Here is a 24,885-nt window from a genome sequence, read left to right as displayed (position 1 = left end):
CTTACTCTTCTGATCTTGTCACCGCATGGTCGTACCACATGAGGAGCTTGGAATCTTCCTCAAGGATCTTGTGCGGTATTTTTTCGGCTACAGTGATAATGGAACTGTAGTCACGGCTCTGCCACGCTTTCTTGAATCCGGCACGGACCGCTTCAATACGGAATATTTTGAGTTTTTTCTTAGACTCTTTGTACTCCTCAAACTCTTTGAGCAGCGCTTTTTCACGGAGTTTTTCAAGGTCACCCGTTTTGTTTGGATCTGGTACATACCAGCGGCCTTTGGCCTTGGCTATCAGTGCCGAATCATCCTTGGCGAGCTTACGCATGTCCTTCCAGTTGGTAGACAGGTAGCTGTGGATCTGGTCGGGGACCGGACCTTTGCCTTCGTAAGGAAGGAAATTCTGCTCCAGTAAGGTAGAGAGTTCCAAGCCGACCTCATTTTTACTCCAACCGTTGATCTCCTTCATGAACAGCGGATTAATATCCTGAAAGCTCTGTGGCTTGTCACGAAGCAGGCTGCGCAGCCATTCAATGGCCGATGCTTCATCTTTAATCCACATTTCTGACTGTATCATTTTCCCGCCGCCAATCATCTTTCTGCGGTCGTATTCTGCCACCTGTTCAGGCAGGAAATACATGCCATCGCGCTCAGGGAATCTGGTTGAAAGCCCATCGTAAAATTCAGCCGCTGATATTGGTATCGTCACATTATGTTGAACATGATATGCAATCATGCGGTCGTATAATAGATAATCCTTTCTCTCAGCAATAAATTTTATATTTCCTTCAAATTGGATAAATACAGGCAACTGAAACAGATGATTTCTTGTGAATATCCAAACGCCATTTTCAGTCCCGGATGATAGCTGAAAACTTTTTTCTAACTCTTTATTTGGTTTATATACAGATATTGCTAAGTCTTGTTTTACAGCACCACCTCGATAATAATCTTGATTGATCGATCCTTGTTTTTTGTCAATCGTTTTAACATCTGCTACAATAAAGCCAGTAGATGTTAAAGCTTCCTGAATTGAGATCCACACAGAATTACTTGAGTTATGGAATTCAACAGTCATCCACTTCCCTGGTTTAAGAATGCGGAAATTCTCTTTAAAACAAGCAGTAATAAGATTCCTGTATTGCAATAAGTCTTTTTCTGCTTTGTCGTTTACTATCGCCTCACACTCAGAGTCAGTTTTGAGTTTAAGCCATGCTTCCCAAAGAAAGCTTAATTCAGAATAGATTAGATTCCAACCAAAAGGTGGGTCTGTAAAAATGTAATCTATAGAGTTATTGGGTATATATTTTTGATAGGTAGAACTTTGGCATGTTACACATGCATCCGAGCATAAGAATATTTTCCCATATGCCTTTTTATGGTCCTTCCATTTCCTTTTAGCAATGTTAAAAACATTCACTTCAGCATACAGTGGCGGAAAATATAATGTATTATTTAAAGGTCTTATTGGGCCAGTTGGGAGCCACCTATTTCTTTTGACAATGTGTCGTTCACAAAAAGAGGTAAACATAAGCCTTTGCTTATTAGTAGTAAACTTTTTGTAGATGGTTGCTGCGGCAATTAAGTTTCTTTTAGTATAGAATTGAGATGTGTTATTTATATTTATTAAATGAAGACCATCCTTGTAAAACCGTTCTATCTTAGGAATGTCAACAGACGGAAACCATTCATTTAAAGAGTAATCCTTAATCTTGTCTATTGTAAGCAAGTCACTTTGATTAGGAACTTTAGTATACCTTTTTGTCCCAATACTGTAATTTATCAATACAGGTATTTGCTTAACAATTTTAGTGCTTTTATTCAATAAAGTGTCATAAATCGTTTCAAAAGCCCTATCAAGAGCTCTTTTTTTATGACTACTATTACAGTGTGGGCACTGTAAATCTGCTGACAATTTTTTCGTATTTTCATTATAACTCCCTTTGTAAAAACTAAATTCTTCAGAACAGTCAGGACATATAAATACTTCGGACCAAACAAAATAATTGACTTTACCGACAGTCTTCCCATCTGTGTGGAAAGTCTCGTACATCCAGCATAATTGTTTTTCTGTTTCTTCGATTATCTTTGTTGTTTCTTTATCAAAAGCATTGGATTGACCAGCAATATTTAACGTTCCTGAAATAAATGTTGCAATCGAAGACAGGTCTGAAAGTACAGGTTTACGCGAACCAAGTTTGGATATTTGAGAATTTCCATTTTTAATAGTGCCTTGATTAGTTATTTGATAGCCAAGTGATCTAACTTCGGCACTATCACCGCACATTTGGGCCGCCACGCCCGTCATTCCGGTTCCACAAAAACTATCAAAAACGATGTCTCCCGGTTCCGTGTAATGGAGGATGTAACGCATGATTGCTTTGTGCGGCACCTTGGTATGATAAGAATGCGCATTGTAAATAGGGTCGTTTTTCCCTTCGCTGACATCGGCTGCAAATGGCTCCCGGTGATAATGATAATCCGCAGGTTTTTCCGGCTTCTGGCTTTCCCATTCTTCAATAAAATCGGCGATCCATGGGTTTGGGCAGGCGGTGTAATACGGCGGATCACTGAGATTGAGAATGTCTTCATCTTCTCCGATTGGGAATCCCTCAATCTTGCGGAATTCAGGGTCTTGCAGTTTTTTGCGTAGTTCCTCGGTAAAGTGGGCACGCCTGGCTTCATCGTTTTCAAACTCCAGACCAAGGCATTTCACCGGTCCATCATTGGATACAATCTCTTCAAAAAGGTTGCCGCTGCCCGGTTTGCCGGAAACGACCTTTGTCTTAAATAAACGCTCTTGTTTCGCCATGGTTAAATCCTTATGTGTTATCTGCAGATTTCGCGGATTCTCGCAGATTATTATTTTGTGTTTTTTTATCTGCGCCCATTTTCGTAATCGGCGGATTATTCAAGCACGATACGGACTTTTGCCTGGTCCTGGCCTTTTGTCAGCTGATCGATGAAATCATCGAACCGTTTTTTGATTTCGGCAGGTGTTGCCGGACCACTTTCAATCTGCAGTGCTTTCTGCAACTCCTGCGCTTTAACCGCTATTTTCACCAACCCGGACAGCACTTCTTTCAGAGCATGGATAAAATTGGTGTCCAACGGCACCGGCAGCTCCTTGGATTTGATAAACGCTTCCAGTGGTTCACGATCGTCCATTTTCAGCAGATCCATGTTGGCCTGGGTGATTGGGTCTTCCAGATTACCAAGAAGCGTTGATGTCCAGTTGCCCACCATGATATCAAGGTCGTTATCCATCTGATCGATCATCTGAGAGCCTTGAGCCGTTCCGGTTTCCACCGACGGGCGGAATCCGCAATGGGGGCAGACCGGTGTGGTCTCCAAATTTTGCTCGGTCAGGGCAAAGCAGCTTTTCAGTCCGGCCAGTCGGTTCTGGTAATCAGTGAGCTGCTGTATTGGCATCAAATCAATGCCTGCCAGATTCCGAAGCGTTTGTAGTCGGTGGTCTTCCAGCAGGGCTGCTTTGCGTTTGTCGTCGTTAACACCCAACCGGGCTTTGGTATGCAGCCCGATGTAGACAACGATATAGTCTTTCTTGAGCTGCTGAAGCTTTGTCCCGATATTCTGGGACTGGTTTGCCAGCCCAGTCAAATCTATCTTATTGAGCATTTCCAGCACATCCTGCCGGGTCGTTTTCATGCGGTCAACCCAGTCATGCTCTGGTGGCAGTACACCCTCAGCAGTTGAAAGCCATGATGCTGTCGGGCTGTGGTCCATGACAAATTCGCGCAGAGCATCCAGATCATCCAACGCTTTTACCGTTTTTTTATGGGCTTTCACTTCGTCTATACTATAGCGAAAATTCTTCAACTTGCCGGGTGATGTATAAGCCTGCAAACTTTCTAAGAAAGTTTTTGCAGCCTCCAGTTTTGATTTCTGAGTTGTGAGTCCTGAGTCGTTTGAACCCTGAACCAAATCCAGCCCCCAGAAGGAAAGTCCTTCGCGCAGGGTCTGCTGGGTCATCACAATCCGTTTGACAAGTTTTCCTACTGCCTGCTGTAAATCCTGAATGGGCTCATCTTTGCCCTGGGTAACCAGCTGGGCCATTCCCGGTGTCATACCGAGAAGTTCGAACATGGCCTTGAGCGCCGGAATATTCCATTCCCTGGGCTGCTCAAGGTGCTTGAACCGGATGAGTTCATCCATGCCAGTTGCCGCAAGCTGCTGGAGTCCGGTGGCATCAAATTTTTTGCCAGGGATAGAAAGGACTATGTCGCCAGAATAGACCAGCGAGGCTATCAGCACTGTCACCCATTCCGGTTCAAGACGGAATCCGCCCGGATTCATATATTCCAGGCCATGGTCGTCCTGAATGATTTCATTACGGTTGACGACCTGTCCGTGACCTTTCGCCTTTACGACATTGAGGATAAAGCGGATATATTTGGATTTATAAGGTTCTATCTTTTCACCGTCCAGAAGCTCCAGGGCATCCAGTACCGCTGTTGCCTGCCTGGTTCGATTCTGACCGCCGATTGCCCGGAGCGCATCCTGCGCCGCCTGAGCTCTGTTGCTTCCGGTAATCAGGACGGAGAAAAACGGATACTCGGGTGCCTGATTTTCAAAATTAGGTGCAAGGCATACTCCGGCAATGGTGTTGACCAGATCCCGGAAGTTGATGGTTTCATTCGGCGATAGACCTGAAAGTTCTCTGATGGATTTGCCTTCTCCCCATTTCGTCATGGATTTGGCCCGGCCCTGACAGGTCACCTCGAAGGCATCTGTCATGTGCTTCTGCAGCCACTGCACCAGTTTTTTCAGGAAGCCGTTGGCTTTGTCTCCATAAGTGGCCCTGGCATGGCTTGAAGAGGTTCCTGCCAGATCAAGCGCTGCGGCATAACTTTTCAGAGATGTCTGAAATTCTTCACCGGTCTCTTTTGACGGCTTTAAGCGGAAAAAAACCTCATCGCTGACCTTGTCGTCTTTAAAGCGCGGAGGATCGTTTGGCTGAATAAAGTAAACGTAAAAATCCCGCGTCGGTACGGCAGTAGATCGCTCATTGGGTGCGCCGAAAAAGAGATAGCCGGTACGAGCCGTTTTGTGATCCTGCCATACCAGTTCATGCTGCCAGATTTTATAATCAGTCACATAGGTCGAGTCCTGGCACTCCATGACTCGTTTCAAGGCTTCGTAATAAAAACGGTCGAGCTGAGTATCTCCCAGGCTCTCGGCTCGTTTATCAATCAGAGCATCAAAATCGTCAGTTTTCTTCAGGTCGAGATAGAACTGGCGGTTGTCAGCGTTAAAGGAGATAAACTGCCCACTGACTGTTTTATGTATTTCACGAAGAACGGTTTCAACGTGGGTCTGCAGATCCTTGTCCGGTTCGTCACTCCCCAGTTCAGCGATTAACGGATCGAACAGGCAGAGACGGTCGCGCAATTCTTCGGCACTGGCTCCCATTGGTGCGTAGATATCACCAGTCGTTAAGCGGTGAACAGAGAGCGCGTGGATCAGGCGCAATGCCATCGGCTTGTATTGCTTGCGGGCGATGGCGTTTTCGATGCGTGATTCCAGCACCTCACTGCAATCGATAACCGCCCGGATCTCGGGAATCGCCCGGAAAGATGCATTTTCCTTTAAGGTGTCCCAGTAGCTGTCAAAGGCGATCAGGCCGGGTTCGTTGTCCGGGACATCTTTATTCAAAACACCTTGCATACCCCTGGTGAGAGTTTTGAGGACTTCGCGCTTTTCGACAACAGTCACTCTTTCAAATGTATCTATGTAATCAGGGTGTACCGGAAACAGCCGGACAAATTCATCCATGCGCTCGTTCAATCCACCATAATATTTTGCAAATGGAGTGAGGTGTTCCCTGATCTTTGCCTGTTGCTCCGTGGTTTTCTTTAACAATCGCTTTGAGACCACAAACTTAACGTCGCTTCGAGCAATCAGGATCTGTTCGAAACGGTCTTTGACCCGGCGGAGACTGTCAGCGACAAAGGCAAATCTCGGGCTGTCAAATATTGCTTCCTGTACACCGGCCATGAAACGGAAGCGAAGGTCCCTGCAAACCTCGCCGACTTCACGGAGGAAGTTCAGATCAAGGATGAGCTCCTGATCTTTTCGGGTTCTCAGATAATCCAGCAGCTCATCGACCACCAGCAGGAGCCCTTGTTCAGGAAATATTTCACCGAACCTGGTCATCATGTCTTCAAAAACCCGTTTATGACTGCTAATCGTTCCCGAGTCCGGGAAAACGTAACTCACGCCCATGTTCTCGAGGTGCTCTTCAAGTTCTGCCACCAGAATATCCCTGAGAGACATGGTCGTTGCTCCGATCTCGGTGCGGATGACTTTAAATTTACCAGCAATCTTGTCTGCTTCCGATCTAACGCTTTCGTGGTTTAAGCTGTCAAGCAGGGACGCATCGGCAGCAATACTGGAAATGACAGACATCAAATGCGATTTACCGGTACCGTAATTACCGACTACCAGGATGCCTTTGTTATCGACCGGCTGCTCAAACTGAAGCTGAGGAATTACAAGGCGAACCATTCGCTCTGCCATTTCATCAGAAACCACATAGGTGTTAACCAGCTGATGGGCAGCATTTGTTTTGTCAGCATCGCGCAGCTGAACAACCGATTCTATCGGATCAAATTGAATGAGCTCTCCGTATTTCATGTCAGGTTATCCTCGCTTGCCAACAATGTTGGTTTTTATTGTAAAGGTTCTTGTTTATCAGGTGGCACTGGCCAGAACTAAAGTGTTTCCTTCATAAAGGACACCTCAGGTCTTTAAAATCTACTGTTGCCTCGCCACTCATACTGACAACCAGAGTGTCTGTTAAATCATAACGTCTATATTCGCGGTGGCCTGGTTCCGCATAGGTCAGCCTGTCTTTTTCAAAGGTGCCATTCCAAGATGCCACAACGGTTACATTTCGGGACAATCCCTGCAGCAGGCGCAAAGGATCCTGCTTAAGTTCAACATCAAAAAGGATCTCAATGTTATCCAGAAAAACGTTATCGCCGTTGCCGTTGACTGCCTGTGCTAAAATTTCGGACAGCTTCAGCTGCCGTTGTTTTTCAGTCAGCTCAAGCAGCTTTTTAGAGAGGCACAGATTGATATTGATGGGCCTGGCGTGATGCAGTTTTGCCAAATTCTGAACAACAGAAGTTTTACCAGAACCACCTTTGCCAACAATCAACACAAGACTGTGGTATAGTTCTTCCGCTGCTTTGAGTGATCGTGTCACTTTATTTTCTATTGGCTCTGCCATTCATTACTCATCTGTGATATGAGATGCTGCGCCACCAGCCTCAACCCATGCGTCTACCTGTTCTTTTTTGAATTTCCACAGGCGGCCCATGCGATGAGCGGGCATTCCGTGCTTATTGATCCACTTGTAAACGGTGTCTTTACCGACACCAAGGTGTTTGCATATTTCATCCACTGACAGCCAGCGATCGTTTGTTTCTGCCATGTCTTATACTCCTCCCGGGGACTATTCCCTTATGCTATGACCTCAACAGAGGCAGTTAAGGAAAGCTGCAGATACAGCAATCCCACATTAAATCACCTTGCAAATATATTGAGATGAAAGCCAGAAGTCAAATTTTCTTTGCCGATTTAAGCCGATTTCGTTTTATTTTGATGGATACCAGCGGCTAGAGGATATCTGTTCCGTATTATGGCCGAGGTTGTAATGATACAGCCGTCCGGGCCGGATCAAGTGGTTCGCTGGTTGAAGTGCTGATTAAATAAGACCTTAAAGCGTAACATGAGCCATTTTAAAAATCTGTATTCTCAAATGTTTTTGTTTTCCTTCGTATTCCTCTGTGTTCTTCGCGGTGAAAAAATTGTTTTACCGCTTTTTGCGGAGTGTGAGAATATCACAAATATGTTGCAGAATAGTGTCCTTCACTGTACTTTCAAAGACTGTCACATTATTGTCAACAACAAACTCACTTTCGTGAGTTTTCCCTCTCTCATCAACGAGGAATATCATGCTTTATAAACCCGAGCAGTCTAAGGATAATTGTGGTTTTGGTCTTATTGCGCAGATGGACGGCGTTCCGAGCCACAAACTGGTGCGCACCGCGATTTCCTCTCTCGCACGTATGACTCACCGCGGTGGTATTGCGGCCGACGGCCGCACCGGTGACGGCTGCGGACTGCAGCTGCAGAAACCGAACGTCTTCTTTCAGGCCTATGCCGAAACTCAAGGGTGGAATCTTGGCGGACGGTACGGTATCGGTATGATTTTTCTCAACCGCGATGATACAAAGGCGGCGGAAGAGAAAAAGGTCGTTGAAGAGGAGCTGCGCCGCGAAACCCTTACCATTCTCGGCTGGCGCGATGTCCCGGTGGAACCGTCGGTGCTTGGCGGAATTGCCAAAGAATCGCTGCCGCAGATTGTGCAAATTATTTTCAACGCGCCTTATGGCTGGGGAGCACAGGAGCTGGAACGGCGCCTTTACCTTGTCCGTCGCAAAATTGAAAAGCGTATCGAAGAGGGCGGGGAGTTCTATATCTCCAGCCTCTCCAACCGGGTAATTGTCTATAAGGGCCTCTGTCGGCCAGTGGATCTTCCACTTTTTTACCCGGACCTTGCTGATATCCGCATGCAGTCCGCCATCTGTCTCTTTCACCAGCGGTTTTCCACCAATACCCTTCCCACGTGGGCGCTGGCTCAGCCCTTCCGCCTGCTGGCGCATAACGGCGAGATTAACACCATCACCGGGAATCGTCAGTGGGCACGGGCGCGGGCCTACAAGTTTCGCTCCCGGCTGCTGCCGGATATGCTTGATGGTGCTCCTTTTGTCAATGAGACCGGTTCAGACTCGCTTTCCCTTGATAATATGCTTGACGTGTTCCTCGCTGGCGGCATGGACCTTTTCCGTGCCTTTCGCCTGCTGATCCCGCCCGCCTGGCAGAATCATCCGGATATGGATCCTGATCTGCGTGCCTTCTACGACTTCAACTCCATGCACATGGAGCCGTGGGACGGCCCTGCCGGGGTTGTCATGAGTGACGGTCGTTTTGCAGCCTGCGGTCTTGACCGTAACGGGCTGCGACCGGCGCGATATGTGGTCACTACCGACGGGCTCATTACCCTCGCCTCGGAAGTGGGGATTTGGGACTACGAGCCGGACGAAGTTGTAGAAAAGGGACGGGTTGGACCAGGCGAACTGCTGGTTATCGACACCCGTACCGGCAAAAGGTGGACCTCCTGGGATATTGATCAGGAGCTGAAGCGTCGTCATCCTTATCGCAAGTGGATGGAGGAAAACTGTCAGATTCTGCCACCGTTTGATACTGATCCCACCCAGAAAGTCGGGCGACAGTGTTTTGATGAGGATACCCTGAAGGTCTACCAGAAGCTTTTCGGACTGACTACGGAAGAGATTGAGCAGGTCGTGCAGGTGCTTGCCGAAACGGGGCAGGAGGCGATCGCCTCCATGGGCGATGATACGCCGATGGCGGTACTTTCACAGCGTCGGCGTAACTTTTGCGACTATTTCCGCCAGCGCTTTGCTCAGGTGACCAATCCGCCCATTGACCCGTTACGTGAGAAACACGTGATGTCGCTGGAGATCTGCATCGGCCGTGAGGAAAATGTTTTTGATGAGGGCCAGGGGTATGCCCGTCGTCTGCTCTTCCCTGCACCAGTGCTGGTGCGTTCCGAAGTGGATGCTCTGCTTGCCCTGGATAAAAAGGATTACGACCATGCCTGGTTCGACCTCACCTATAAGCCGGAAGAGGGGTTGAAAGAGGCGCTGGCACGGGTTGCTGCAGAGGCGGTGGAGAAGGCAAAAAATGGTGCAGTTCTGCTCATGCTCACCGACCGTAATATCTCAGAGGATAAACTGGTTATCCCGTCAGTCATGGCGGTTGGACTGTTGCAGCGGCTGTTGATGGAAAATAATCTGCGCTGTGATGTGAACATCGTTGTTGAGACAGGTATTACCCGCGATCCACATCACTTTGCCGTGCTGCTCGGCGTTGGTGCTACCGCTGTCTATCCTTATCTCGTCTATGAAACCATCGACAAACTTGTCGCCGATGGAATCATTAAAATGGATCTCAAGAAGGCGATTTGCAACTACCGCAAGGGGATCAACAAGGGACTGATGAAGATTCTCTCCAAGATGGGAATCTCCACCCTCGCTTCCTATCGCTGTGCGCAGCTCTTTGAGGCGGTCGGACTTGATGATGACCTGACCGGGTTCTGTTTCGGAGAGCTCATCAGTCGAGTTGGCGGTGCCGGTTTTGCTGAATTTCAGCAGGAGCATATTGACCGCGCGAAATTCGCCTGGCGGCAGTTGCACAAGCCGCTGGCCCGCGGTGGTCACTTCAAATATATCTACGGGGGGGAATATCACTGCTACAACCCCGATGTGGTCACGACCCTGCGCACAGCGGTGCGCACCGGCAGTTTTGAGGAGTATCAGAAATATTCACGCTTTGTCTCGGAACGGGAACCAGCCTGCTTTCGTGATCTGCTCGGTCTGAAGAAGGTGAAGAATCCACTGCAGCTTGACGAGGTGGAACCGGCAGAGAATTTCTACAGCCGCTTTGACTCTGCGGCCATGTCCATTGGTGCACTGAGTGCGGAGGCGCATGAGGCGCTGGCCATCGGCATGAACCGTCTCGGCGGCTATTCCAACAGCGGTGAAGGTGGGGAAGATCCGGCTCGTTACGGCACAGAAAAAGTGTCGAAGATCAAACAGATCGCTTCCGGTCGCTTTGGGGTTACCCCGGAATATCTGGTCAATGCCGAGGTCATTCAGATTAAGATGGCACAGGGTGCCAAGCCTGGCGAGGGCGGCCAGCTTCCTGGGCATAAGGTGACGAAACAGATCGCCGAACTGCGCTTCGCTGTCCCTGGTGTCACCCTTATTTCGCCGCCGCCGCATCATGATATCTATTCCATTGAAGACCTTGCTCAGCTTATCTTTGACCTCAAACAGGTCAACGACCATGCGCAGATCAGTGTCAAACTGGTTTCAGAGCCGGGAGTCGGCACTATTGCTGCGGGGGTGGCCAAGGCCAATGCCGACATGATTACTATCTCCGGCTATGATGGCGGCACCGGTGCCAGTCCGCTTACCTCAGTGAAATATGCGGGCAGTCCGTGGGAGCTGGGGCTGGTTGAGGCGCAACAGGCGCTGGTGGAAAACAATTTGCGACATAAGGTGCGCCTGCAGGTGGACGGTGGTCTGAAGACAGCAACGGATGTCGTCAAGGCTGCGATTTTCGGCGCAGAGAGCTTCGGCTTTGGTACCGGCCCGCTGATTGCGCTCGGTTGCCGTTACCTGCGTATATGCCACCTCAACAACTGCGCCACCGGCATCGCCACCCAGGATGAGACCCTGCGCCGGGAGTTTTTTAAAGGGGTGCCGAACATGGTGATGAACTACTTCAAGTTTCTCGTACGGGAGACGCGGATGCTGCTCGCCGAGCTTGGTGTTGTTCATCTCACAGATCTCATCGGTCGTACTGACCTGCTTGAGCAACTCGAAGGAAGAACTGACCGGCAGCGCAAGCTTAATCTCAAGCCGCTGCTTGAGACCGCGACGCCGCAGATTCCCGGCGCGCTCTTTTATAAAGAAAAGAACGTGTCCCTGGATCGTGGCGAACTTAATCTGCAGATCGCCGAGCAGTTTCGCGAGGCGGTGGTTAGCCGCAGCGGAGGCTCAGGCAGCTTTACCATCCAGAATACCGATCGTACCGTCGGTGGGCGCCTCAGTGGTATCATTGCCGAGCACCACGGCAACAAGGGGATGGCGAACGATATCATCACTCTGCATTTCAACGGTTCAGCGGGGCAGAGTTTTGGTGCCTTCAACGCTGGCGGTCTGCACATGGTGCTCACCGGCGACGCCAATGACTATGTGGGCAAAGGAATGGCCGGCGGCCGGCTGGTTATCCGGCCACCCATGGGAGTCAGCTACAAAAGCCACGAAGCGGCGATCATCGGCAACACCTGCCTCTATGGTGCCACCGGTGGACGCCTCTTTGCCGCCGGACGGGCCGGGGAGCGTTTTGCCGTACGTAACTCCGGCGCCCGTGCTGTTGTCGAGGGGGTGGGGGATAACTGCTGCGAATATATGACCCGTGGCCATGTCACTATTCTTGGGGGCACCGGTGTTAACTTCGGTGCCGGGATGACCGGGGGGTTTGCCTATGTGCTTGATGAAAGTGGCCAGCTTGAAGGGCGTATTAACCCCGAACTGGTGGAGGTTGTTTCTCTCACCGGTCTGCCGGTTTTACAGGAGCACCTGCGCAGCGTCATCAACTGGCACTTTCAGGAGACCGGCAGCCTGCGGGCGGAGCATATCCTTGAGGGCTTTGATGAACATTTTGTTGAGCTCTTCAAACTGGTGAAACCGAAGACCAGTGATGTAGCAACGCTTCTCGGTCGTCGAGATCACGGCGCAGAGGAGGCCCTGGCCGTCACCCAGTAAACGCGATTCTAACCCGGAACGATTTCCAGCAGCCGCACGATGGAGACTTTATTATGAAGCATAATGTTTTTCAATTTCTCGAAGTAGAGCGGGTTGAACCGCAAAAAAAGCGCATTGAAAGGCGCCGACACGAATTTGTTGAGATTTATAAGCCCTTTCAGGAACTCCAGGCACGTAACCAGGCAGAACGCTGTCTTGACTGCGGCCTTCCGTACTGCGAGTGGCGCTGTCCGCTGCACAACTACATCCCGGACTGGCAAAAACTGTTGACAGCAGGTCGTATTGTCGAGGCGGCGGAGTTGTGTCATCAGACAAATTCTCTGCCCGAGGTGTGCGGTCGGGTCTGCCCGCAGGACCGGCTTTGTGAAGGGGCCTGCACACTGCACGATGATTACGGTGCGGTGACCATCGGCAGCAACGAAAAATATATCGTTGATACGGCCTTCGCCATGGGCTGGCGGCCGGATTTGAGCAAGGTGAAGCCCACTGGCAAAAAGGTGGCAATAATCGGGGCCGGTCCTGCGGGACTGGGCTGTGCCGATGTGCTGGTGCGTAACGGCGTGGCGCCGACCGTCTTTGATATCCATCCCGAGATTGGAGGTCTGCTCACCTTTGGCATACCTTCTTTCAAGCTGGATAAGAAGGTGATGGAGCTGCGGCAGGAAATCTTTGTTGAGATGGGCATCGGGTTTGAGCTCGGTGTGGAGATTGGTGTCGATAAACCCTTTGAGGAGCTGCTCAATGAGTATGATGCGGTCTTTGTCGGGGTGGGAACCTATACCCCGATGTCCGCGAGGCTGAAAAATGAGGATGCCGACGGGGTGTATAATGCCCTCGACTTTCTGATAGGCAATATTGATCACCTTATGGGTGGCAGACGCGACCGTTTCCCCTGGATCAATATGGAAGGACAGCAGGTTGTCGTGCTTGGCGGCGGGGATACCGCCATGGACTGTTTGCGCACTTCCATTCGCCAGGGAGCGAAAAAGGTGAGTTGTGCCTACCGTCGTGATCGGACTAATATGCCTGGTTCAGTAAAAGAAGTGGGCAATGCCGAGGATGAGGGCGTTGAATTTCTGTGGAATCTGCAGCCGCTTGGAATTACTCTCGGGGCGGATGGCCGGGTAAACGGTGTGGAGGTTATTTCAACGGAACTTGGTGAGCCGGATGAGCGCGGCCGTCGGAGACCAGAGCCGGTGGCTGGAAGTGAAAAGACCTTACCGGCAGACGCAGTGATAATGGCCTTTGGTTTTCGGCCCAGCCCACCCGCTTTTCTTGTGGAGAACGGGGTTACGCTGGATGACTGCAGGCGGATTGTGGCTCCGGTGACGGCGACGTTCGCCGGTCAGACTGCGAACGAAAAGGTCTTTGCCGCAGGGGATGCGGTGAGTGGTTCTGACCTGGTTGTAACCGCTATCGCCGGTGGACGGGCAGCGGCGAAGGGCATTCTGCATTATCTCGAGGTTTAAGTGGCGGGTTCTGTGACGAGTGATATTTTTATGGTGACGTCATGAAATTGAAACAGCCCCTTATCTCTCGTCTGGTCATCGCCTTTTTCACTTTGCTGTGTGCGACTCTTCTTGGCAGCATCCTTGGTTCCATGCTTACGGATCACAGTTTGATCCATTCGTGGGGTTCCTTCGGTGCCGTGGGAAGGGAGATCGGCAGGGCGATTCTGGTCCTGCCGTATCTCTGGCTTGGAGTGGTGCGGGTGACGCGGGGAACAGGATTACTCTTTGGTGAACTGACCTGTATCTTCTATCTTTCCACCGGACGGGGACGACACCTGCTGCTTGCCGCAGGGTTGCAGCTGGTGAAGTTTATTATCTTCTCATCCCTGACCATTTCTGTGGGAACCTCTTTCTGATAAAACTGTGTTGTTCACTGGAATTTTTTATATGCATGCAGCTATAGCCGGTTTCACCCTTGCACTCAGCCTTATTCTTGCCATTGGTGCACAAAATGCCTTTATCCTCAAGCAGGGATTGAAACGGGAGTATGTTTTCCCTCTCTGCCTGTTTTGCGCACTTTCTGATGCCATTCTTATCAGCGTCGGTGTGTTCGGTTTTGGCTTTATCTCCTCAAAAATCAGCTTTTTTATACCGCTGGCACGCTGGGCGGGATTTCTCTTTCTGTTTTTCTACGGCGCGCGCAGTTTCTACAGCGCATGGAAGAGTGATGAGGCTCTGGGGGAGGGGGCTGAGAGTCGCGGCACCCTTACTTCAGCGTTGCTCACCTGCCTGGCATTCACCTGGTTCAATCCCCATGTCTACCTTGATACGGTGGTGCTGATTGGCTCCATCTCCACCCGCTGGCCACAGCATCAGGGGGCTTTTGCTCTTGGCGCAATGAGTGCCTCCTTCATTTTTTTCTTTACCCTTGGCTACGGTGCCCGTCTGCTGGCCCCGCTCTTTCGCAGGCCGGTGTCGTGGCGGGTTCTTGACTTCATTATCGGTTGCGTTATGTGGTGGATTGCCTTTAGTCTCCTGAAGAACTGACGGGAGACGGGAGACGGGAGACGGGAGACGGGAGACGGGAGACGGGAGACAGGAGACGGGAGACAGGAGACAGGAAAAAGCAAAAGACGGAACAGCGAAAAACTTTTTGCCAAAGGAAAGCTCTAAACATTCGAATAAAGGCAAAAAAAATTAAACAGAGAATTGCTACCAGTTTTATTCCATGCGTTATACCCCGTTTTGTATCCTGTTTATCCATTCATGGTTACAAACGACAAAAGGAACCACGAATGGACACGAATAAACACGAATTATTACTGAAAAAACCATAAGAAAATGCCCTTGTGGTTGAATTCGGTATGTTCTCATGCTCCTGGTAAACCACGGAAGACACGGAAAGCACGGAATATGAGAACGTAAAACGCTCAACCCCGACTTTCGGATGAGTCCCAAAGTTGATTAATACTCCTGGTGCATTGTACGGCTTAACTTCGAATACAAACGTTTGCGTTGCCCCTGTTCGTGAAAATTCGTGCCTATTCGTGGTTACAAACTACAGAAGGAACCACGAATGGACACGGATAAACACGAATTATTACTCATTCGTCATCGCCAAAAAAAGATATCTGAAGGTGGAGTCCCGGAGAGGGCGTTCAGTCGAGCGGTTCCGCCTGCTGCGATGGGAAGCTGGCCAGACTTACTCCGCTGAGTACCAGTACTCCACCGAAAAGGACTACGAGATGGACGGCCTCTCCGAGCAGCATCCAGGAGAGCAGGACGGAGAAGACGGGAACAAGATTGATGAAGATTCCGGCGCGGCTCGCACCGGCGGTTTCGATGCCCTGATAGTAGAGCGAAAAACCCACGGCGGTGCCGAAGACACCGAGATAGACAACATTTGCCCACACCTGCCAGGGAAGAGTTGGCAGGCTGGTGAGAAGACCGTCCCGGCAGGCGAGGGGAAAGAGCATGGCGGAGCCGACGATTGATGTCCAGCAGATGGTGTGCAGTGGGGAGAGATGACGCAGAACCAGCCGCCCGGCAAGGGTGAAGGCGCTCCAGCTGGCCACGCAGCCGAGGAGGAATATTTCGCCCATACCGAAACTGCCGCTGCCGGGGAAGGTGAGGGGATGCCCGTTGGTAATGACGAGCACCGTGCCAAGGAGGGAGATAAGTACCCCGATAATTTTGCGCAGTGAGGCCTTTTCCATGCCGGTGAGGATGGTGATGAAGATAATTACCAGCGGGGTGGAAGCTATAAAGAGCGAGGCGTGCCCGGCGTTGATATAACGCAGGCCGTTGAAGAAGCAGATATTGTAGGCAAAGACACCGGTTGCTCCAAGGATAATGAGGGGAAACCACGCTTTTTTCGGGGGCAGGGAGAGACTCTTTCCGCTGATAAGGATAATGCCGATCAGTGACAGGGAGGCGATGGTAAAGCGCAGAAAGGCTGAGACCGACGGCGTCGCTTCTCCGGCGAGGAGACGCGCGCTGATAAAGGTCCCGGCCCAGAGCAGCATGGTAAAAACGAGCAAGAGGAAAAGGCGTACTGTCATTTCGTCTCAACCGTCTTCGGAAACATGCAGGCATTCATGACATTTTTTACCTCGTCAATATCACTGAGCCTGCCATATACAGTGATGACATCACCGGCCTGCAGCTGTGTCTCGCTGCGCGGAATGACCAGCTGTTCACCCCGGCGGATTGAGACCAGACTCACCGTGTCGGGAATAGTGATATCTTTGATCTTCGCCATGTTGCAGTTGTCCTCTTCTCTCAGTACAAACTCCATATATCCAGCTTCTTTCTGCTTGCGCAGTGTCGCCTGACTCTCAGTGAGTTCTCCGCGCTGCCTGCGTACGACACCCACGTCGTAGGCGCGGAGGATGTCGGAGCGGCTGATAATCCCGCAAAGGCGATCACCGTTGCCGCGCTCGACAACCGGCAGACGGGCAAGGTCACGGGGGGACATCTTCTGAATGGCAACCCAGATCGGCTCATCGGGGAACATGACCGCAATATCCTTTTTCGCGAGGTCGGCAACGGTGAGTCCGCGCGGATTGAAATCTGCATGGTCCTGGGCAATGCGCACATCGCCGAGGGTGATAATGCCCCACAGTCGGCTCTCGTCATCCATTACCGGAAAGCTGCGCAGAGAAGTTTCCTGGAAGAGGCCCATCAGTTCGGAGAAACTCGCATCTTTGCTGATGGTGACGGGATGGGTACGCATGACCTCGCTCACCTTTACCCCCTGCATAATATCCATGTCACGGCCCTCATAGAAACGGATACCGCGTTTGGCCAGTTTGATGGTATAGATCGACTCCTGATGCAGCCACTGGGAGAAGTAACTCGCCGAAACCCCGGCAACCATCAGGGGGAGAATCAGGCCGTAATCGCCACTCATCTCAAAGACGATGAGCATGGCTGTCAGCGGGGCGTGGGCGGTGGCGGAAAAGAGGGCGGCCATGCCAACCAGGGCAAAGGGCCCGACCTGCAGATTCATCTCGGGAAACCAGTTGCTGAAGAGGTGACCGAGCACACCGCCGAGCATGGCACCGGTGAAAAGTGAGGGGGCGAATACGCCACCGGAATTCCCGGAGCCGAGGGTCATGGATGTGGCGATCGGTTTGAGAATCACCATCGCGCAGAGAATCCACAACAGAGTGCCGCCGCTGATTGCCTGCTCAATTCCCGCGAAGCCCGCGCCGTACATCTGCGGGATGGGAACGTTGAGATAGCCGGTGTGTGGTCCCGGATGGGGAAACTGCAGGCCGGGAAGCTGCATGTACATATAACCAAGACCCCCGAGCAGTACGCTGCCGATGGCCGGTTTGAAGATCTGGGGAAATTTCCAGTTATCGAAGATGTTTTCACTGAAGTCAAGCATCTTGATGAACATCACTCCGACCAGCGCTGCCACCAGACCGAGGACAAGGTAGAGAAAGATCTCCGGCATGGAGTTCATGGCATATTCAGGCACATCAAAGGCGGACTGACTGCCGATGATGCTGCGGCTGACGACCGAGGCGGTGACCGCAGAGATGACCACGTTGCCGAAGTTGCGCAACTCCAGGCCGCTCATCAAAACTTCTACGGAGAAGATTACCCCGGCGATGGGAGCGTTGAACGTGGCGGCGACCCCCGCAGCGGCCCCGCAGGCGACAAGGTTGCGGATTCGTTCATCGGAGAGTTTCAGCAGCTGGCCGATGGAGGAACCAAAGGCAGAACCCACCTGAATAATCGGGCCTTCACGGCCTGCGGAACCGCCTGTGCCGATGCAGAGGGAGGATGCCAGAATCTTGGCCGCCGCAACGCGGCCGCGGATACGCCCGCCGCGCATGATGAGTGCCGTCATTACCTCAGGAACACCGTGGCCTTTGGCCTCGGAGGCGAAGAGAATCAATGGACCAACGAGCAGACCGCCTATGATGGGAACAATAAGATAAACCCAGTTGCCGATGAAGGCGAAATGGTCGTGGATGCCGCCATAGGAGAAACGCTGGATGGCGAAAATCAGTTTGACAAAGAGAACAGAGGCGAGTCCCGTAATGGCGCCGATGAAAATACTGAGGACGAGAAGGAAGAGCCCCGCAGGAGGTGATATGCGCTCAAAGCGGGCGCTGAAGCCGAGTTTTGAACTCATGGTAAAAAATACCGCAGGTGGAGTTTCTGTGAGGCAAAGCTGTTTCCAGACACCGCATCGAACAAAAACTGCAGGAATGAGTGAGAGGATACTTCGGCGTAATTGCCGAAAAATCCGAAAGAACTCTCTTTATTAAATCTTTTTTTAAAATCCTTCAAGGTGTATTGATCAGCTGAGAGGCCCCCCGCAGACGAGGCCTCTCAGCTGATCAATATCGCTGTCTCAGGTGAAACTGAGCGCTTTTCTGGCTTCCTGCTGCATGATCATGTCAAGGACAACCAGTGCTGCCATCGATTCGACGATGGGAATGGCCCGTGGTACGACGCAGGGGTCATGCCGGCCTTTGGCGGCCAGCTCGACGGCCTTTCCGTCAAAATCTACCGTCTGCTGGGGCAGGGAGATGGTGGCCGGCGGCTTGAAGGCAATGCGCAGGGTGATGTCTTCCCCATTGGAGATTCCTCCCTGGGTGCCACCGGAGTTGTTGCTTTTTGTACCAAGGCTTTTCCCCTTCAGGATAAAAGGATCGTTGTGCTGTGAGCCTTTGAGGGTGGTGCCGGCAAAGCCGGAGCCGACCTCGAAGCCCTTGGTGGCGGGGATGGCGAGCATGACGTGGGCCAGCTCCGCTTCGAGTTTGTCGAAAGTCGGTTCGCCGATGCCTGCCGGCACTCCGCGGATAACGCAGCCGACTACACCGCCAATGGAATCTCCCTCGTCCTTCAGTTCGCCCACTCGTTTCTCCATCAGCCCGGCAGCCTTCTCATCGGGGCAGCGAATGGTTGTACGGTCTACCTCGTCACGGGTGATGGTTCCAGAATGAACTGTATCCACACCTGCGACGATATCGCCGACGCTTTCCACCCAGGCGACAATCTCAATGCCAAATTTTTCCCGCAGTACCTTGTCTGCCACGGCACCGGCTGCCACTGAACCGATGGTTTCGCGTGCGGAGGAGCGACCGCCGCCGGATGAGGCACGAATGCCATATTTCGTCTGGTAGGTGTAATCGGCGTGGGAGGGGCGGGGAATGTGGCTCATCTCGCTGTAGTCGCCGGGGCGCTGGTCTTTGTTATTGACCCGCAGGGCAATGGGTGTCCCGAGGGTTTTGCCGTGTTCGGTGCCGGAGAGGATCATCACCTGATCCGCTTCCTGGCGATCGGTGGAGAGGGCGCTTTGTCCCGGGCGGCGGCGATTGAGTTGTGGCTGGATGTCATCTTCGCTGAGTTCAAGCCCTGGAGGGCAGCCATCGATAACCACCCCCACAGATCTGCAGTGGGATTCGCCAAATGTTGTTATGGAAAAGAGTTTTCCGAAATTGCTGGACATATTTCTGCTCCTGTAAAATTGCTGAAAGATTCTTTGGGGTACCTTGAAACCTGAAGCTCCAGGGAATATGGAACTATACAGTAGAGCAGGACGAAAAAAAAGTCTGTGCAGGGATACTGGTGTGAACTTTCAGAAACTGTTCGCGAAAAAAAATGCAGATGTGATTTTTTCCCAGTTGTCTGTCTTTCTAAAAAGGATAGATTACTTTTTTTTCATCCTTATACAGTAGGTACCTTGAATAATTTTGTATTTCGTTCATATTCGAGGCACAGCAGAAAATTTATCCGCCTGTACCTTCGATATCGAAGTCTGGCGCTTCCCTCCAGGGATATTTTTTTGACTGGAACAAAAAAGATGGGCGATTATGCAAGATGCCCTTATTTTCTGCACTGCCCGATTTGTTGTTGAAGATTCGGAGCGTGCACCCTTTACGAGGTAATTTTTTATGTTTCTTCCCACAACACGGCAGGAGATGGACGAGCTCGGCTGGGATCGTCCAGATATTATTCTTGTCAGCGGCGATACCTGGATTGATTCTCCTTTTATGGGGATTGCTCTTATCGGCCACCATCTCACTGCGCATGGATTCAAGGTGGCGATACTTGCTCAACCGGATATCGACAGCTCTGCAGATATCTCCCGCCTCGGCGAGCCGACCCTCTTTTGGGGGGTGACCGGTGGTGCGGTGGATTCCATGGTTGCCAACTACACAGCTTCCGGCAAACGTCGTCAAAGGGACGATTACACCCCCGGCGGTGACAACACCCGCCGGCCCGACCGGGCAGTGATCACATATACCAACCTCATTCGCCGCTGGTTCAAGAACACGGTGCCCATCCTTCTCGGCGGGATTGAGGCGAGCCTGCGGCGCATTGCCCACTACGACTCCACCAGCCGCAAAATGCGGCGTTCCATTCTTCTTGATGCCAAGGCGGATTACCTTATCTTTGGTATGGGGCACAACAGTGCTCTCGAGTTTGCCTGTGCTCTGCGTGACGGAGAGTCGATTGAAGGGATTCGCGGGCTGGCCCGAATTCTTGATGAACCGCGCGGACTTGAACTGCCTTCCTTTGAAGAGACACGGGACAGTATGGCGGCATACGCCCGCAGCTTTGAGCTCTTCTATAATAATATGGACGCCATCACTGCCAAACCGCTCTGTCAGAAATATGGCAATCGCTGGCTGGTGCTGTCTGTACCACCTCTGCCCTCAACGCGGGAGGAGATGGATGCACTGCATGATCTCCATTACGAACGGGCGGTACATCCCTTCTATGCACAACAGGGTGAGGTGCGTGCAATGGAGACCCTGCGTTTTTCCATTCCCTCGCACTACGGCTGTTATGGCGAGTGTAACTTCTGCTCAATAGCGGTGCACCAGGGGCGGACGGTGAGCAGTCGGAGTAAAGAGTCGATTGTTCGGGAGGCAAAGTTGATGGCGGCGCAGCCGGATTTCAAGGGATATATTCATGATCTCGGTGGCCCTACCGCCAACATGTATGGTTTTGAGTGCCAGAAAAAACTGAAGAAGGGTGCCTGTGCCGACCGGCGCTGCCTCTATCCGACGGTTTGCCCTTCTCTGCGGCCGGATCACGGCGCACAGCTTGATCTGCTGGCCGCAGTTGAGGCGATAGAGGGGGTGAAGAAAGTTTTTGTCAGTTCAGGCATCCGTCAGGATCTCATCTTCGCCGATCACAAAAACGGGACGCGCTATATGCGGAAGCTCTGTCATGACCATGTCTCCGGTCAGTTGAAACTTGCTCCAGAGCATACCAGCAAAAAAGTGCTGCGACTGATGGGGAAACCTGAGATGGAGGAACTTCTGAAGTTTAAGAAAGAGTTTGACCGTCTCTCAAAAGAGGCCGATAAAAAACAGTTCCTCACCTACTATTTCATCGCTGCACATCCTGGCTGTACTCTGCGGGATATGGAGGAGACCCGGGTGTTCTGTCATGAAAAGTTGGGAATGACACCAGAGCAGGTGCAGATCTTCACACCGACACCCTCCACATGGTCCACCCTGATGTATGCCACGGGGCGTGACTTTCAGACTGGTGAAAAGATCTTTGTGGAGCGCGATACTGCCCGTAAAGAGAAACAGAAGGGGGCACTGGTTGCCCGGTCGAGAGCGGGGAAGTTTCCTCCTCGGCGGCAGGGAAAAAATGTTCAAAAAACGCAGGGAAAGAGCGGTCCCGCAGCGCGGGTTTTAGAACAAAAGAGAAACCGGAAGCTGAAGAAAAAAGAGTGAGTTCTTTTATGAAGCAGTTTTCTTCGCAGGCAATATGCCTGCTGCAAAAAATTCCGGCAGGGCGGGTTGCCACCTATGGCGACATTGCCACTCTTGCTGGAAATCCCCGGGGTGCCAGGCAGGTTTCCCGGCTCCTCTCTTCCTCCGCCGGGAAATACAATCTTCCCTGGCATCGTGTCGTGAACAGGGAGGGAAAAGTCTCCCCCCGCAGTTCGGGAGAACATCTCTGGCAGCGTCAGCTTCTTGAAGAAGAAGGCATTGTATTTGATGCCGGCGGCTGTATTGATTTTACCCGCTTCGGCTGGGACGGCAGCTGAAAGGGCATTGTCACTTTTTTTTTGCTGGTAATTTGCCCCACCATCGTCTATGTTGCAGGATTATTTTTCGTAAATTTTCCCCCTTTTGCGGGAGGATAACTGGTTGTAAGGTGGGAGTTACAGGGAGGCTGTGGCTCTTCCGGGAACCTTGAATAATTGATATCTCTATCAGTTTCTTTGCAGCAATCGAAAGTTTTTCTCCGGAATATTAAGCAGATACCTGTAGAGAATCTTTTTGCTGTATCCTGAATCCGAGCGGAATTTCTCATTTTTTCACTCCCCCTTTTTCTTTCTAAAAGCGCGGTCGGAGCCACCGGCCAATAACGTTGTAGAGGTTAGCAGATGAACAAGGATTTGTCCAAAGTACGTAACATCGGGATCAGTGCTCATATTGATTCAGGGAAAACGACCCTGACAGAGCGGATTCTTTTCTATACTAACAGAATTCATGCCATCCATGAGGTTCGTGGTAAAGATGGTGTCGGCGCAACAATGGACTCCATGGAACTCGAGCGGGAGCGCGGTATTACCATTCAGTCTGCTGCCACACACTGTACCTGGAAAAATATTGACATTAATATTATTGACACCCCCGGCCATGTTGACTTCACCGTGGAAGTGGAGCGCGCGCTGCGTGTTCTCGACGGAGCGGTGCTGATTCTTGACTCCGTTGCGGGTGTGCAGTCCCAGTCCATCACTGTTAATCGGCAGATGACCCGCTATAATGTTCCCCGCATTGCTTTCATCAACAAATGTGACCGTACCGGTGCAAATCCCTATAAAGTTACCGGCATGCTGCGGGACAAACTCGACCTCAACGCCCACCTGGTGCAGATGCCCATTGGCCTTGAAGCCAACCTCCAGGGCATGGTCGATCTCATTCTTATGAAGGCGGTTTATTTTGATGGTGACAACGGGGAAAACATCCGTATGGAAGAAATCCCCGCAGAGATGGCCGATGAGGCCGCTGAACGCCGTGAGGCTCTGCTCGAAGAGGTCTCCATGTACTCCGAAGAGCTGATGGAAGCTCTGCTTGAGGGAAGTGATAATATCGATCCCGCACTTATCTACAGCGCCATCCGCCGGGGTACTATTGATCTTGAATTCACCCCTGTCATGATGGGTTCCGCCTACAAAAACAAGGGTGTACAACTGCTGCTTGAGGCTGTCGAACTTTTCCTGCCCTCCCCGACTGATATTACCAACAACGCTCTTGACTTGAACGATGGGGAGAAAGAGTTCGCAGTTACCAATAATCCGGAAGATCCCCTTATCATGCTGGCCTTCAAACTGGAAGACGGACGTTATGGCCAGTTGACCTATGTGCGCACCTATCAGGGTGAACTGCACAAGGGTGACACCGTGATTAACAGCCGTACCGGGAAAAAGGTTCGTGTTGGTCGTCTCTGCCGGATGCATTCCGATGAGATGGAAGAAATCGATGAGTGTGGTTCTGGCGACATCGTCGCCCTGTTTGGAGTTGACTGTGCCTCTGGTGATACCTTCACCACTGAAGGTATAAACGTTTCCATGACCTCCATGCACATCCCCGAACCGGTTATCTCGCTTGCCATTGTTCCGGCGGATAACAAGGCTCAGGTCAACATGTCCAAGGCGTTGAACCGTTTTACCAAGGAAGACCCAACGTTCAAAACCTTCGTTGACCATGAAACCGGTGAGACTATTATCTCCGGGATGGGTGAGCTGCATCTTGAGGTTTATATTGAACGGATGAAGCGTGAATACCAGGCTGAGGTTGCGGTTGGTGCCCCGCAGGTTGCCTATCGTGAAACTATCAGCCAGCATGCTGACTTCAACTACACCCACAAGAAACAGACCGGTGGTTCCGGTCAGTTCGGTCGCGTTGCCGGTTTTATGGAGCCGATGGAAGAGGGTGATTACGAGTTTGTTGACAAGATCGTCGGTGGTTCCATTCCCCGCGAATTCATCAGCTCCTGTGATAAAGGTTTTCAGAAGTCGATGATAAAAGGTGCACTCTGTGGTGCTCCGATTGTCGGTGTCCGCTGTACGGTAAATGACGGTTCCTTCCATGCCGTTGACTCTTCCGACGTTGCCTTCCAGCTCGCATCTGCAGGGGCTTTCCGTGAGGGCTACATGAAGGCAAAACCGACCATTATGGAGCCGATCATGAAAGTTGCGGTTGAAGTCCCCAGTGAGTTTCAGGGTCCTGTAATGGGTTCTATCAATCAGCGTCGCGGTATGATTATCGGGACGAACGAAGATGGCAGTTATTCTGTTATTGAGGCCGAGGTCCCGCTCTCTGAAATGTTTGGTTATTCCACCAATCTGCGCTCACTTACTCAGGGTAAGGCTGAGTTTACCATGGAATTTGCCAACTTTAAGCCGGTTCCGAAAAGCGTTGGAGATGAACTGATCAAGAAATATGAAGAAGAACGTAAGAACGGCTGATTTCAACGCTTGAACACGGTAT

14 protein-coding genes are annotated in these 24,885 nt (G+C 51.2%); 7 read left to right on the top strand and 7 right to left on the bottom strand.

The features are described from left to right. Nucleotide 1: 1 nt before the first annotated feature. The 4 genes from JWG39_RS00655 to mads1 all read right to left on the bottom strand — a co-directional run bounded on the left by JWG39_RS00655 (nucleotide 2) and on the right by mads1 (nucleotide 7,456). Nucleotides 2-2,809, bottom strand: a complete 2,808-nt coding sequence (locus JWG39_RS00655) for a DNA methyltransferase (protein WP_205217414.1) — start codon at nucleotides 2,807-2,809, stop codon at nucleotides 2-4. A gap of 95 nt (nucleotides 2,810-2,904) precedes the next feature. Continuing rightward, nucleotides 2,905-6,654 (bottom strand): DUF6079 family protein, encoded by a 3,750-nt coding sequence (locus JWG39_RS00650; protein ID WP_205217413.1) that lies wholly within the window; start codon nucleotides 6,652-6,654, stop codon nucleotides 2,905-2,907. Nucleotides 6,655-6,745: 91 nt separating this feature from the next. Further along, entirely contained in the window at nucleotides 6,746-7,252 is a 507-nt protein-coding gene (gene brxF, locus JWG39_RS00645) for a BREX-3 system P-loop-containing protein BrxF (RefSeq protein WP_205217412.1), read from the bottom strand. A 3-nt stretch (nucleotides 7,253-7,255) separates the two neighbouring features. Beyond that, nucleotides 7,256-7,456 carry a methylation-associated defense system helix-turn-helix domain-containing protein MAD1 gene (gene mads1 / locus JWG39_RS00640; protein ID WP_205217411.1) on the bottom strand — a complete coding sequence of 67 codons (201 nt, stop codon included), beginning with the start codon at nucleotides 7,454-7,456 and terminating at the stop codon, nucleotides 7,256-7,258. Between the two features lie 520 nt (nucleotides 7,457-7,976). On the opposite strand from mads1, the gene gltB reads away from it, so the two are divergent. Genes gltB through JWG39_RS00620 form a run of 4 tightly spaced genes read left to right on the top strand, consistent with a single transcriptional unit; the run spans nucleotide 7,977 to nucleotide 14,941 of the window. Beyond that, entirely contained in the window at nucleotides 7,977-12,443 is a 4,467-nt protein-coding gene (gltB, locus tag JWG39_RS00635; protein ID WP_439099697.1) for a glutamate synthase large subunit, read from the top strand. 53 nt (nucleotides 12,444-12,496) lie between these two features. Next, nucleotides 12,497-13,912: an FAD-dependent oxidoreductase gene (locus JWG39_RS00630; RefSeq protein WP_205217409.1), complete on the top strand. Its 1,416-nt coding sequence runs from the start codon at nucleotides 12,497-12,499 to the stop codon at nucleotides 13,910-13,912. Nucleotides 13,913-13,953: 41 nt separating this feature from the next. After that, nucleotides 13,954-14,310 carry a hypothetical protein gene (locus JWG39_RS00625; RefSeq protein ID WP_205217408.1) on the top strand — a complete coding sequence of 119 codons (357 nt, stop codon included), beginning with the start codon at nucleotides 13,954-13,956 and terminating at the stop codon, nucleotides 14,308-14,310. 22 nt (nucleotides 14,311-14,332) lie between these two features. Continuing rightward, the gene (locus JWG39_RS00620; RefSeq protein WP_439099696.1) at nucleotides 14,333-14,941 is read left to right on the top strand and encodes a LysE/ArgO family amino acid transporter; all 609 of its coding nucleotides are present in this window, start codon (nucleotides 14,333-14,335) and stop codon (nucleotides 14,939-14,941) included. A 611-nt stretch (nucleotides 14,942-15,552) separates the two neighbouring features. Here JWG39_RS00620 and JWG39_RS00615 read toward each other — a convergent pair. From JWG39_RS00615 to aroC, 3 genes are all read right to left on the bottom strand, one after another. After that, nucleotides 15,553-16,455, bottom strand: a complete 903-nt coding sequence (locus JWG39_RS00615) for a DMT family transporter (RefSeq protein ID WP_205217406.1) — start codon at nucleotides 16,453-16,455, stop codon at nucleotides 15,553-15,555. After that, on the bottom strand, nucleotides 16,452-18,545 hold the full coding sequence (locus JWG39_RS00610) for a chloride channel protein (protein ID WP_205217405.1): 2,094 nt from the start codon (nucleotides 18,543-18,545) through the stop codon (nucleotides 16,452-16,454). Before JWG39_RS00610 ends, JWG39_RS00615 begins: the two co-directional genes overlap by 4 nt. Nucleotides 18,546-18,767: 222 nt before the next feature. Beyond that, nucleotides 18,768-19,868 (bottom strand): chorismate synthase, encoded by a 1,101-nt coding sequence (aroC, locus tag JWG39_RS00605; RefSeq protein ID WP_205217404.1) that lies wholly within the window; start codon nucleotides 19,866-19,868, stop codon nucleotides 18,768-18,770. Between the two features lie 445 nt (nucleotides 19,869-20,313). Between aroC and JWG39_RS00600 the strand changes: the two genes are divergently transcribed. From JWG39_RS00600 to fusA, 3 genes are all read left to right on the top strand, one after another. Then, nucleotides 20,314-22,116, top strand: a complete 1,803-nt coding sequence (locus JWG39_RS00600) for a YgiQ family radical SAM protein (protein ID WP_205217403.1) — start codon at nucleotides 20,314-20,316, stop codon at nucleotides 22,114-22,116. Nucleotides 22,117-22,124: 8 nt separating this feature from the next. Further along, nucleotides 22,125-22,433: an MGMT family protein gene (locus tag JWG39_RS00595; RefSeq protein WP_205217402.1), complete on the top strand. Its 309-nt coding sequence runs from the start codon at nucleotides 22,125-22,127 to the stop codon at nucleotides 22,431-22,433. A 342-nt stretch (nucleotides 22,434-22,775) separates the two neighbouring features. Beyond that, a complete protein-coding gene (fusA, locus tag JWG39_RS00590) occupies nucleotides 22,776-24,863 on the top strand; it encodes an elongation factor G (RefSeq protein WP_205217401.1) in 2,088 nt (695 codons plus the stop codon). Nucleotides 24,864-24,885 lie beyond the last annotated feature (22 nt).

The sequence above is a fragment of the Desulforhopalus vacuolatus genome, assembly GCF_016918505.1.
Taxonomy (GTDB): domain Bacteria; phylum Desulfobacterota; class Desulfobulbia; order Desulfobulbales; family Desulfocapsaceae; genus Desulforhopalus; species Desulforhopalus vacuolatus.
The sequence above is the reverse complement of the archived record's forward strand: the minus strand, read 5'-3'. Positions and strand labels throughout refer to the sequence as shown.

Bases quoted from the DNA above. Each gene is read 5' to 3' on its own strand.
- fusA (WP_205217401.1), top strand. From the start codon at position 22,776: ATGAACAAGGATTTGTCCAAAGTACGTAACATCGGGATCAGTGCTCAT.
- JWG39_RS00630 (WP_205217409.1), top strand. From the start codon at position 12,497: ATGAAGCATAATGTTTTTCAATTTCTCGAAGTAGAGCGGGTTGAACCG.
- JWG39_RS00610 (WP_205217405.1), bottom strand. From the start codon at position 18,545: ATGAGTTCAAAACTCGGCTTCAGCGCCCGCTTTGAGCGCATATCACCT.
- JWG39_RS00600 (WP_205217403.1), top strand. From the start codon at position 20,314: ATGTTTCTTCCCACAACACGGCAGGAGATGGACGAGCTCGGCTGGGAT.
- JWG39_RS00655 (WP_205217414.1), bottom strand. From the start codon at position 2,809: ATGGCGAAACAAGAGCGTTTATTTAAGACAAAGGTCGTTTCCGGCAAA.
- aroC (WP_205217404.1), bottom strand. From the start codon at position 19,868: ATGTCCAGCAATTTCGGAAAACTCTTTTCCATAACAACATTTGGCGAA.
- JWG39_RS00615 (WP_205217406.1), bottom strand. From the start codon at position 16,455: ATGACAGTACGCCTTTTCCTCTTGCTCGTTTTTACCATGCTGCTCTGG.
- JWG39_RS00625 (WP_205217408.1), top strand. From the start codon at position 13,954: ATGAAATTGAAACAGCCCCTTATCTCTCGTCTGGTCATCGCCTTTTTC.
- JWG39_RS00650 (WP_205217413.1), bottom strand. From the start codon at position 6,654: ATGAAATACGGAGAGCTCATTCAATTTGATCCGATAGAATCGGTTGTT.
- mads1 (WP_205217411.1), bottom strand. From the start codon at position 7,456: ATGGCAGAAACAAACGATCGCTGGCTGTCAGTGGATGAAATATGCAAA.
- brxF (WP_205217412.1), bottom strand. From the start codon at position 7,252: ATGGCAGAGCCAATAGAAAATAAAGTGACACGATCACTCAAAGCAGCG.
- JWG39_RS00595 (WP_205217402.1), top strand. From the start codon at position 22,125: ATGAAGCAGTTTTCTTCGCAGGCAATATGCCTGCTGCAAAAAATTCCG.